Annotated in this window: 11 protein-coding genes; 3 read left to right on the forward strand and 8 right to left on the reverse strand. The window is 34.9% G+C overall.

Annotated elements, in window-relative coordinates:
- Positions 1–246 precede the first annotated feature (246 nt).
- On the forward strand, positions 247–495 hold the full coding sequence (locus tag OXU93_RS00380; protein ID WP_267383862.1) for a winged helix-turn-helix domain-containing protein: 249 nt from the start codon (positions 247–249) through the stop codon (positions 493–495).
- A 531-nt stretch (positions 496–1,026) separates the two neighbouring features.
- On the opposite strand, the gene ilvD is transcribed toward OXU93_RS00380, so the two are convergent.
- The 4 genes from ilvD to OXU93_RS00400 form a co-directional block, all read right to left on the reverse strand.
- Positions 1,027–2,712 (reverse strand): dihydroxy-acid dehydratase, encoded by a 1,686-nt coding sequence (ilvD, locus tag OXU93_RS00385; RefSeq protein ID WP_267383863.1) that lies wholly within the window; start codon positions 2,710–2,712, stop codon positions 1,027–1,029.
- Between the two features lie 865 nt (positions 2,713–3,577).
- Positions 3,578–4,339: a pantothenate kinase gene (locus OXU93_RS00390; protein ID WP_267383864.1), complete on the reverse strand. Its 762-nt coding sequence runs from the start codon at positions 4,337–4,339 to the stop codon at positions 3,578–3,580.
- 263 nt (positions 4,340–4,602) lie between these two features.
- Positions 4,603–5,526, reverse strand: coding sequence for a TIGR01777 family oxidoreductase (locus OXU93_RS00395; RefSeq protein ID WP_267383866.1), 924 nt, complete (start codon positions 5,524–5,526; stop codon positions 4,603–4,605).
- A gap of 440 nt (positions 5,527–5,966) precedes the next feature.
- The gene (locus OXU93_RS00400; protein WP_267383867.1) at positions 5,967–6,080 is read right to left on the reverse strand and encodes a PetM family cytochrome b6-f complex subunit 7; all 114 of its coding nucleotides are present in this window, start codon (positions 6,078–6,080) and stop codon (positions 5,967–5,969) included.
- A gap of 169 nt (positions 6,081–6,249) precedes the next feature.
- On the opposite strand from OXU93_RS00400, the gene pdxA reads away from it, so the two are divergent.
- A complete protein-coding gene (gene pdxA / locus OXU93_RS00405) occupies positions 6,250–7,392 on the forward strand; it encodes a 4-hydroxythreonine-4-phosphate dehydrogenase PdxA (RefSeq protein WP_267383868.1) in 1,143 nt (380 codons plus the stop codon).
- 426 nt (positions 7,393–7,818) lie between these two features.
- On the opposite strand, the gene groL is transcribed toward pdxA, so the two are convergent.
- The 4 genes from groL to OXU93_RS00420 all read right to left on the reverse strand — a co-directional run bounded on the left by groL (position 7,819) and on the right by OXU93_RS00420 (position 11,221).
- Complete coding sequence (gene groL / locus OXU93_RS00410) at positions 7,819–9,441, reverse strand: chaperonin GroEL (protein ID WP_267383869.1); 1,623 nt, start codon at positions 9,439–9,441, stop codon at positions 7,819–7,821.
- A 143-nt stretch (positions 9,442–9,584) separates the two neighbouring features.
- Positions 9,585–9,896 carry a co-chaperone GroES gene (groES, locus tag OXU93_RS00415; RefSeq protein WP_267383870.1) on the reverse strand — a complete coding sequence of 104 codons (312 nt, stop codon included), beginning with the start codon at positions 9,894–9,896 and terminating at the stop codon, positions 9,585–9,587.
- Between the two features lie 1,073 nt (positions 9,897–10,969).
- Positions 10,970–11,041, reverse strand: a complete 72-nt coding sequence (locus OXU93_RS08670; RefSeq protein WP_416378799.1) for a hypothetical protein — start codon at positions 11,039–11,041, stop codon at positions 10,970–10,972.
- 57 nt (positions 11,042–11,098) lie between these two features.
- Positions 11,099–11,221, reverse strand: a complete 123-nt coding sequence (locus tag OXU93_RS00420) for a hypothetical protein (RefSeq protein WP_267383871.1) — start codon at positions 11,219–11,221, stop codon at positions 11,099–11,101.
- Between the two features lie 227 nt (positions 11,222–11,448).
- Here OXU93_RS00420 and ndk point away from each other — a divergent pair, with 227 nt between their 5' ends.
- Positions 11,449–11,898 carry a nucleoside-diphosphate kinase gene (ndk, locus tag OXU93_RS00425; protein ID WP_267384885.1) on the forward strand — a complete coding sequence of 150 codons (450 nt, stop codon included), beginning with the start codon at positions 11,449–11,451 and terminating at the stop codon, positions 11,896–11,898.
- Positions 11,899–12,055: the final 157 nt, after the last annotated feature.

The raw sequence follows: 12,055 nt of genomic DNA on the forward strand, positions 1-12,055 counted from the left end.
CGGTATCTAAGATCCTAAAAACTATCAAAAATATCTTTATTTCTAGATAAAAAACAACATAAAATAAGCAAATTTACTGATAGTAATTATTGATAATAGTCATAATAAATTTTATTATGACTATTCAACTTTTGTGCAAAATTAGATTTAAAAGACATCGTCGACTCTAATACCTGGGAACTATATTAAAATCAACAATGTCTTTTCTCTAAAAATAGAAACCCTATTGATTGAGTAAACTAAGCCTTGCCATTTACTATTATTCATCCTACTCCCGGACCAACAACAACCCAAAAAATCCGAGAACTAATTTTTACCCATCCTCAAGGGATTACGGTAAAAAAGTTAAGTAATCTCCTAAATCGTCCTGTATCAATGATACAGTGCTGTCTCAAGTCTCTCTTAGCTGTAAAAGTTATTGAAGCCAAGCGACCTTCTGATACCCAAAAGTGGGTTTATTATCCTGCTTCTGTTCCACCCCTCAAATCTAATTGAAGTTAACTATAAATTTATCCTCTCGTTTGACTAAGGGGAATCATTTTTTAATAGCTTTAAATTTTAATAGCTTTAAATGAATACAATGATTTTTGTAGTCATCTGCATCCATGTTATTTTATTATCAAGGAATGAGTATACTTCTTTTGGGTAGTCTGAAAATCTAAATTTAACCTTTTCTAGCTCTGATATTGACTGTAGGAACAGTGATTAATTTATAATTATTTTCTATAAGAACTCCTTATTACAGAAAAATTGAGTATATTTTCTAGATTTTTGCAAAAAATCGATGCTTTTAGAGAGTAGAGATAGATAATTCCTTACCCATTTTGAGCACAATATTTAAAGACTGTTTTCACAGCCAAATTTAAATTCTTACTGTACTATATGTTTGTGTAATATAAACTCAGATTTACTAGCAATATCATGCTTAGTGCACTTTAGTTAATATTATATGTGCAAACCACTTTTGTTGAGCAACTAGTCCGATATTAAGGCAAAAAACTCAAGGGGCAGACAATGCCCCATAATTTAGAACAAATCTAAATCTGTGACCGCTCCCAAACTACTTGAAGAAACTAACTTAGCATATTTACCTAAAACTCCTCGTTGATAATTTGATTGTGGCGCGGTCCAGCTCTGAAGACGTTGGGCTAATTCCTCTTTGGAAACATTTAACTCTAATAATCTTTCTTTTGCATCAATTGTGATAATATCCCCCTCTTCTACTAAGGCAATAGTTCCTCCAACAAAAGCTTCTGGGGCCACATGACCAACTACTAACCCATAAGTCCCCCCAGAGAAACGACCATCTGTAATTAAACCTACCGAATCTCCTAACCCCGCCCCAATAATAGCTGAGGTTGGGGCTAACATCTCCCGCATTCCAGGGCCTCCTTTAGGACCTTCATAACGAACGACAATGATATCCCCTGCTTTAATTTTTCCTGTTAAAATTGCATCTAAACAGCTTTCTTCCGATTCAAAAACTTTTGCCGGCCCAGTAATTTTTGGATTCTTAACTCCACTAATTTTAGCAACGGCCCCTTCCGGAGCTAAATTACCCTTGAGAATTGCTAAATGACCTTCTGCATAAACGGGTTCATTCCAAGGGCGAATTACATCTTGATATATTGACGGTTTATCAGGAATATCTTGTAATACTTCGGCAGTAGTTTGTCCCGAAATTGTCAAAGCATCTCCATGTAAGAATCCGTTAACTAATAACATCTTCATCACTTGAGGAATTCCCCCAGCTTGATGTAAATTTGTAGTAACGTAGCGTCCCGATGGTTTTAAATCACATAATACGGGAACTCTTTTTCGAATGACTTCAAAGTCATCTAGAGTTAATTCAACTCCAATTGTATTAGCTATTGCTAATAAGTGTAATACCGCATTAGTAGATCCCCCTACTGCCATAATCACAGCAATAGCATTTTCAAAGGCTTTACGGGTTAAAATATGACTTGGCAGAATTTGATGGCGAATAGCATTCACTAAAAAAAAAGCAGATTTTTCCGTATTGTCGGCTTTCTCGGCGTCTTCAGCGGCCATTGTTGAAGAATAAGGCAAACTCATTCCCATTGCTTCAAATGCTGATGACATAGTATTGGCCGTAAACATTCCCCCACACGAACCTGCCCCAGGACAGGCATTACGTTCAATAGCTAATAATTCGTTATTATCTATTTTACCGGCACTGTATTCTCCTACTGCTTCAAAAGCACTAACAATGGTTAAATCTTGTCCCTTATAGTGACCAGGTTTTATCGTTCCTCCATAAACAAAGATCCCTGGAATATTTATCCGGGCAATAGCAATCATTGCCCCAGGCATATTTTTATCACAACCGCCAATAGCCAAGATTCCGTCCATACTTTGAGCATTACAAGCAGTTTCGATGGAATCAGCAATTACTTCCCGTGAAACGAGAGAATACTTCATCCCTTCAGTTCCCATAGATATACCATCACTAACGGTAATTGTCCCAAAGATTTGAGGCATTGCCCCGGCTGTTCTTAGCCCAGCTTCGGCTCGTTTCGCTAAATCATTAATGCCAATATTGCAGGGAGTGATAGTACTATACCCGTTGGCTAACCCTACGATAGGCTTAGTGAAGTCATTATCTGTAAACCCTACTGCTCTTAACATAGCTCGGTTTGGGGTTCGTTGGCTTCCTTGAGTAATGGTACGGCTTCTGAGATTATCCGACATTTATAAGGTTCTCCTTGTAGCAATAGCACTTCTTCTATTCTTTATAGTTATACAAGCTTTTTACGGATGCACCTAAAATTGTCTATATTAAATGTGATTTTGATAGGAGTTAACAATATAGTTGCTATTCTTAATGCATAAGTCACAACTCTACAATAGACTATATAGAATATATATAAAACATTGATAATCAGTATTACAGTTTTTATCAAAAAGCAATAAGGATGAGAGAAGTTTAATTTTTAAGTCCAAAGGAAGAAGATGATTTTTAAGTAATTCTGAATATATTAATTTAGAAAAAAAATTATAAACGCTTATATTTCTCTAGTATTTAATTTAGGACTTGTTTTAACCTTGATTGTGAATCATTGCAATCAAAAAATACTGACGGAATAAACTCATATAACTTTGTTCTATTAACTATTACTTTATATTCCTAATCTTTACAATTAAACTTTGTGTTAACTCAAAAGTTTTTATTAACTCGGAAGCTGTATTCTTATCATTTGTGTTGTCTGGAGTTAACTTGAGAGTTAATAATTTACTGTGTTCGTTCAGAATTGAGTTATGTTTGATATTGTAATGCTACATTACGATATCTTGGTTTAATAAAACTCAGTCTTTAAAGACTAGGTAGTTAGCACCACGGCAAGGCTAACAGAATACTCATATTTAAAGCAAGAGTAGAATGACAGTAATATAGCTAAATAATATTTAGCTATTTATTAGGACATAAATACAACCTAAAAAAGTTATCAATATTTTTGATAGATAATTAATTTTTATTAATAAAAAGCAATAAACTGACTTAATAAAGTATCCAAAAAATATAGTAATAATTATACTTTATTTATTGTAAAATTGCTTATTCTATACAAGAAAAAACTTCTCTAATTCCCCAAAAAATAAGATTACTATCTTGTTTTAACCTTTCCGAGAAATAATCATTATCAACTTTTAGATAACTTATAATTCGTTGCGAATCTCCCCCTGTTATAAGTACTTTACTAGTAGAAAAATTTTTAAGCCAATCTTTAACAAATGTTTTAATTGCTGCTAGGACAGTGTAAATGATACCACTTTGAATTGCTTCAGAAGTTGTCATCCCCCAGGGGATAGGCAAATTCGTTGGCAATACTTCTTCAGATAAAGCAGCTGTATTATTAGCTAGAGACTTAAATTGTAATCTTAATCCCGGTAAAATTGCTCCCCCAACTAAAGTATGATCGTGATCAACTCCTGTAAAAGTTAAGGCGGTTCCTGCATCAATTACAAGGCAAGGAAACCCATAAGTTTTTCCTGCACCTAAGACTGCTAAAGCACGATCCATTCCCAGACTTGGGTAAAGTTTGTGTAGAGGTATATGTGCTTGAGTAATAATTTTTATTTTCGGATAAGTTTTCCATAATTTAGTTTGAGAAAAAACTACAGAGGTGAAATAAACGGGTAAATTATCCGGTAATTTAGGAGGTAATAAATGCTTAGGTAATTTGTTAGTTGTAATAGGTCTAGATAAATGAGGAGTATCCCAGGTATTTTGTAATTCACCTGTTTTAAAATATCCCCAATGCAGACGAGAGTTACCTACAACTAAAGCAAAATATGTAGGAGAATTTGAAATATTCATATTATTATTAAATAGTTAAACTATCTAACATTCTATTGTTTAGTCATTTATTATTTTACTTAAAAACCAGATTGTTAAGTAAAGTTTTATAATTTTTAAAATCAAATAATAGCTAATTACCTTTATTTTTATTGTTAAATAATGTATTCTATCAGTATTTGAATAAAACCTCTAATATAAAAGATAAATTTATTATTTTATTAGTGCTTTAAGAGTAATTACTCTTGGAGTTATTCATATATTCCCATAGTCATTAACTTTAATTAAATCCTAGGTACAATATCTACTAGAGCTTTTTCTAAATTCGGATATTGATACTTGAAACCTATGGATTGAGTTCTTTTGGGTAGAACATGTTGTCCTTCTACTATTAATTTCGATGCGTCCCCTAACAAGAATTTTAAAACAAAAGCAGGGATAGGCAACCAAGAGGGACGATTCATAACTCTTCCTAAAGTTTCACAGAGTTCATTCATACGAACAGGATAAGGAGAGGTAGCATTAAATATCCCTTCAACATCATTCCTATCAAGAGACTCAATTATTAAATTAACTAAATCATCTAGATGAATCCATGAAAACCATTGATTGCCATTTCCCAATTGCCCTCCTATAAACAACTTAAATGGAGGAGTTATTCTTGTTAATGCTCCTCCATTTCCCAAAACAACACCTATACGTAATACAACTAAACGAACACCTGCTTTTTTTACCTCGTTGGCTTCTGTTTCCCATATCCGACAGACTTGAGCCAAAAAACCATCTCCAGAATCACTATCTTCGTTGAAGATATTTATTTCACTGCCTCCATAGTAACCAATAGCCGAAGCATTCACTAGAACTGAAGGTTGAACATCTGCTTGAGCAATAGCCTCGACAATCTTTCTGGTTCCTAACTGACGACTTTCTAAAATAGCTTTTCTATTTTCTGGAGTCCATCGTTTCGTAATGGGCTCTCCTGCTAAATTTACTACTCCATCACAACCTGAAACAACTTTTTGCCAATCTCCCGATTCTGCTGGTTGATAAGGAATAATCTCTAAGTCAGAAAACTCAGAAGCAGAATATAGTTGTTGAACATGATTGGCATTACGGGTCAAAATCAATAATTGATGTCCATCATTTTTTAATTTTTTAACCAACCGACTACCAACAAATCCAGTAGCTCCGGTAATAGCAATTTTCATAAAAAAAATAGATAATAAATAATTAAAAATTTAACTAATTTGAGCTACTTTTGTAACTAACAGTACTGGTCTCTTTATAGAATAATGCATATATTAGTAAATAAGGTAAATAACTTGGCTTAATTTTAAATTCATATTTAACTCATTGTAACTTATGTTTTTTATTCTTACCCCGAAGCAGACTCTCCCAAAGAAGTTCAGTTCTAAATTGAATATTCAGAATTAACTAACCACAAATTTCTATGAATTTTTTTTATAAATCCTCACATTTTCTAGAAGTTTTAGAACTTTAAATATTATTAGAACACAATGGAAAACTCTCCCTTTGAGATAATGTAAACTATCATCATTTTAAGCTTCTTGAATATATATTCTATATTTGATAGATATGAGGGATAACAAGATAATTTATTTCGTTATCCCTCAGTATAAATTAAAAATTACTCAGGTCCTCCTCCCTGAATCTTTAGGATAAGAAATCCCCAAGCTAAACCTACCAATACGAGAACAACACAGAGAATAGCTCCGTTAAACATCATACTTTCTGCGCTCATCCTAATTGCTCCTTAACGAATTAATAAACATTAACTTTTGTTGCAATTGTAGCTGTCAACAAGTTACTTAATCTTAGTTGAAAGTAAGCGGATAAAAATACCTACAAACCTTAAGCCGAAACTGGCTTATCCATTGATATCATTGTAGAACATAAGGCGACATTGTGAGATGCAACCTCTTAACTTGAAAACTGCATTAAAATCTGAAATTATCGACCGACCTAACTCCCACCGTCTTCATTTAGCTATAACGATGGGAGACCCTGGAGGAATTGGAGCAGAAATTATTCTGAAAGCGTTGGCTGATCCCTCAATTACTGAAAATTGTTGTATAACAGTATTTGGAACACAGTCAATTTTAAAAAAAAACTATCAATTATTACAGACTACTGGGGAATCACTGGCTGATCCTGAATCTTTGTCTGTGGTAGATGTTCCACTTAACAAGACAACCTTATCTCAGATTACTCTAGGACAGGGAAATCAAGCTAGTGGTAAAGCAAGTTTTGCTTACTTAGAGGCAGCTATTGACCTTACCATAAAAGGTAGATTTCAAGGCATTGTAACCGCACCTATTGCTAAGTCTTGTTGGAAGGCAGCAGGGTTTAACTATCCAGGACAAACTGAAATATTAGCCCAGAGAGCAGGTGTTGAAAAGTTTGGAATGTTATTCGTTGCACAATCGCCACACACAGGGTGGACATTGCGCACTTTATTGGCCACTACCCATATCCCTTTGTGCCAAGTTTCTGCTAATTTAACCCCCGAATTGATGACCTTAAAGTTAGAACTGTTAATCAACTGTTTACAGCGAGATTTCTCGATTAAAAAACCCAAAATTATTATTTCTGGACTAAATCCTCATAGCGGGGAGCAGGGACACTTGGGTACTGAAGAAAAAGATTGGCTGTTCTTTTGGTTGAAGACTCAACAAAAACGATATAAAGATGTTGAACTGGTAGGGTTGGTGCCGCCTGACACTATGTGGGTTAAACCTGGAAAATCCTGGTTTGGAAGTCAGCTAAAGTTTATGCAAACGAAGAATACTTCAGCTGATAACTCAAATACTAGTGCAATAGATTCAGGAGATGCTTATGTTGCACTGTATCACGATCAAGGACTAATTCCCGTTAAATTAATGGCTTTTGATCAAGCAATTAATACTACTATTGGTTTACCATTTATCAGGACTTCTCCCGATCATGGAACTGCCTTTGACATTGTAGGTAAAGGCATTGCTAGAGCTACGAGTATGAAAACAGCTATCAAATTAGCTTCTAAATTAGCCTATCACCGGTTAACTTTAGGATGATTTTCGATTTTTTATCTCTATAAATAGCTCCTTTCACACAAAATAATAATATTGTTCAGATATTATTATTTTGCTCATCAATAGACGGTATTTATTTGAGAAAAAGAGCTTTTTACTATACCATTTTGTAGTTAAGTAATAAGTTTTGCAATCTCTATTTTATTGGTCAACATATTGAATTTTTAAGTAATTATATAAACCACAGAACGAATTTTTCTATATTGAAATTGAAGATAAGGTTTCTCTATCTAGTTAAATATAACCATTTACATATCAGTTAAAACTTAGGATAAAATTTCGTTATCTTTCCTAATCCTTAGTTTTTAGAAAGAGTAACTTAGTGCAGATTGGCTCAATAAGTAGGTGAGTATAAACAGAAAGGGTGGGAAATACCCACCCTCTTGAAAATATTCAATAAATTTGAACTTAATAATCAAAATCTCCGCCGGCAGGGGCAGCGCCTTTTTCTTTCTCTGGTTTATCCACCACAATACACTCTGTGGTCAGGATCATTCCAGCAATAGAGGCTGCGTTTTGCAGTCCGGAACGGGTAACCTTAGCAGGATCAACTACGCCGACGGATATCATATCAGAGTAGTTATCCGTAGCGGCATCATAGCCAACATTGAACTCCTTCTCTTTTACTCGTTCAGCAACGACAGCACCATTCTGACCAGCGTTTTCAGCAATACGCTTAAGGGGGGCTATTAAAGCGCGAGATACAATTGTCGCTCCAATTAGTTCTTCGGCTATCAGGTTGCTATTAGCCCATTTTTCTAATTGAGGAGCTAGGTGAGCTAAAGTTGTACCACCTCCAGGAACAATTCCTTCTTCAACAGCTGCCTTAGTAGCATTGATAGCATCTTCTAGACGAAGTTTACGATCTTTCATTTCCGTCTCAGTAGCCGCGCCTACTTTGATGACAGCTACTCCACCAGACAATTTAGCTAAGCGTTCTTGAAGCTTTTCTTTGTCATAGGAAGAATCACTATCTTCAATTTGACGACGAATCAGATCACAGCGTGATTTGACCGCTATTTCGTTCCCTTCAGCTATAATGGTGGTGTTATCTTTAGTTAAAGTTATTCTACGGGCAGTACCTAGCATTTCTACCTTAGTATTCTCTAGTTTAAGCCCAGCATCTTCACTGATTACCTGACCGCCGGTGAGAACAGCAATGTCTTCTAACATTTGTTTACGACGATCACCAAACCCAGGTGCTTTAACTGCCGCAACTGTTAGAACACCTCGTAGACGATTGACTACTAGGGTTGCTAGAGCTTCTTTCTCGATATCTTCGGAAATAATGACTAAGGGTTTTCCTTGACGGGCAACTTGTTCTAAAACAGGAACTAAGTCTTGCACCAGGGTAATTTTTTTGTCGGTGATTAGAATATAAGGGTCATCTAATGCTGCTTCCATCCGTTCGGTATCAGTTACAAAGTAGGGAGAAATGTAACCTTTATCAAAACGCATACCTTCGGTAATTTCTAATTCTGTAGTCATGGACTTTCCTTCTTCAAGAGAAATAACTCCCTCTCTACCTACTTTGTCCATGGCGTTAGCGATCATCTGACCTACTTCTTCATCATTTCCTGCAGAGATAGCCCCTACTTGGGCAATAGCTTTGGAATCTTCAATAGGTTTAGCGTATTCGGCAATTTTAGTAACTAAGAATTCCGTAGCTTTATCCACACCCCTTTTGAGGGCGATAGGATTAGCTCCGGCAGCTACATTTCGTAATCCTTCTTTAACAATGGCATGAGCAAGAACAGTTGCAGTAGTAGTTCCGTCTCCAGCTACATCATTGGTTTTTGAGGCAGCTTGACGAATTAAAGATACTCCAGTGTTTTCAATATGATCTTGTAATTCAATTTCTTTAGCGATAGTTATTCCGTCATTAATAATTTGGGGAGCACCAAATTTTTTCTCGAGAACTACGTTCCGTCCTTTAGGACCTAAAGTAACAGCAACAGCCTCGGTGAGAGTGTCCATGCCTCTTTCCAGGGCACGGCGCGCATCTTCATTGTAAACAATAGATTTAGCCATAGATATGCCTTTTGTGAGTAACCTTGAGTAAATAAGTAATGGATGTCAATCTTTATGTGTAGGTGTCAGTAGTCTTTGTTGTGCCTATCCTGATTGACTTTTCAATGAATTGAGGGGGGGAATAGATTACCCTTGCTTCAAGCTTACGCAACTGCTGCTAAGATGTCCTTCTCGGATAACAATACATAATCTGCTCCACCGAGTTTAATATCAGTTCCAGCATATTTAGAGTAAAGAACTTGATCTCCAACTTTAACCTCAATTGCAGAACGGCTACCATCATCATTACGTTTACCGGGTCCAACGGCGACGATTTCACCAATCTGGGGCTTTTCTTTAGCGGTTTCGGGGAGTAATATGCCTCCGGCTGTTTTTTCTTCAGATGCACTGACCTTAACAAATACGCGATCGCCAAGGGGTTTAACGGTTGAAACGTTGATACTAATTGCTGCCATGTATAAATCCTCTAGGATTTGATTTAAAGTTAAATCTCAGAAAAGGTGATGTATCTCAATAAGTTAGCACTCTCACCTCATGAGTGCTAATTTAGCGAAATAGAGGCAAGAGTGGCAACAGGTAGTTATGTACGGGTTTCCGAACTGATCTCAAAAGATCATTGATTAACTATCACGTATGGACGGAAGACTAAGATATTTTTAAATATTAGTTATTTTTACTGACAAATTTTGTTTTTTTTATAGTTTAGTTTAAACATAGTGAATTTAAACTGAACTCTTCAGTCCTTGATTATTCAAAATTTAACAAATAAATTACCATAACTAAAACTATTAAAACTAAGTACAGTTATTAACTGGCTACCAATAAGTAATGTTTATACTGGTCACAATGTAAACATTACTTTTGAGTTCATTGATCGTGTTAATACGATTAATAACAATGTTTAATTGTTATATATTAATGGCAGTATTCTTGAATAAGATTCAATATTGTTTTTGATTAAATCTTAATTAACCGTACATCCTTTCAGGATCAAATACTGTGACTAGCCTGAATTTTGTTTATGAAAATTTACAAATATTTTTATCAACTATAGCTATATTGAAAATAAAATTTTTCTTGAAGTCTAATCCAATATTCCGCTGATTTTCAGCAGAGAAAGACTTTTATGCTTTCCTAACGATCAAATCATCATAAAATAATTTACTATTTAGTTAAATATTACTTATGTAGAATAGAATATTGATATAACTTGTTAGTTTTAATCAACTTAACTAGATTGTAAAGATTTGGATAGGTTAATTGAATAAACAATCAATGTTTTTTTTGATGAATTGCTGTAGAATAGTTAAATTAGTAAAAGAAATTTAATGTCCACTATATTAATTTCATGATATTCAATCATTGTACTGATATTTTTTAAAGTTTCCTTATCTTTATTGACAGCTCGAACTGGAACTATCATGCCTTGTATTCCATGCACGATTAAAATAGGAGAAACAAAAGGTGTGACGGCTTGAAGTTAAGAATGTAAATAACCACTTAAGCTACAAATACCAGCTAGTGACACTTATAAACCAACATTAAGGGACATTGCACCTCCTTGCGAAAAACCAGTAAGAATAGTTCTGGATAGTGGAATTCCAGTTGTATCTTTTAAAGAATATAATCAGTTTTGTAAAAGATTCCTACTTTGAGACTATCCTTGATAGTTCCGAGTTTCGAGATCGTACCAAGCTCGTCCTCCAGAAATTTTAGGGTGAGAAAAAGGTGCATTAGGAAAATTTAGCTGAAAATTTTTTAAAGATAGTATTGCAGCCAAAGAAGATAAATCCTTGGCATTAGCCCCCAACCATCCAACATTTTAAAAGAAATAGAGGAACTATTCCCTCAGTATGGGCGATGGAAATAGCCTTTGAAGACACTAAAAACAACTCCTGTTTAAAAAATATTTTATCCATTATTGATTGATCCTTGTTAACCCACAAAGGTAAACTAATTGAGTGTTTTTCAGACATTTTTATCAGGCAAGTAAAAAAGGAGTTAGCTTTGGAACAAACATTTATTATGGTCAAACCTGATGGAGTGCAACGTGGCTTAATTGGCGAAGTTATCAATCGTTTTGAAGCTAAAGGCTTTGTCCTCGTAGGACTCAAACTCATACAAGTTTCTAAGGAATTGGCTGAGGCACATTATGATGTCCATAAAGAAAGACCTTTTTTTGGCAGTTTAGTTGAATTTATTTGTTCTTCACCAGTGATAGCAATGGTATGGCAAGGAAAAGGGGTAGTCGCATCCGCTAGACTTATCATTGGAGCAACAGACCCTTTAACGGCTACACCAGGAACTATTAGAGGTGATTATGGAATGAGTATTGAACGTAATCTGATTCACGGTTCTGATGCCATTGAGACTGCTCAAAAAGAAATTAGTCTTTGGTTTAATAACAAAGAATTGAGCAGTTGGGAACCTACGATAACACCCTGGTTGTATGAATAGATATATTTACCTTTATTTAATTAATTGCTAACGGGCTCGCTCACAAGAAAAGGTTTACCCTCCTCCTTCGTGTGAGCACCGTAATATTTTTGAAAAAATCTTATTTTATTTGTACTTAACAATAGCATTTCTAGAACTAAATTCAAGAGTAATCTCG

Source organism: Cyanobacterium sp. uoEpiScrs1, from assembly GCF_947331815.1.
In the GTDB taxonomy this organism is placed as follows: domain Bacteria; phylum Cyanobacteriota; class Cyanobacteriia; order Cyanobacteriales; family Microcystaceae; genus Rippkaea.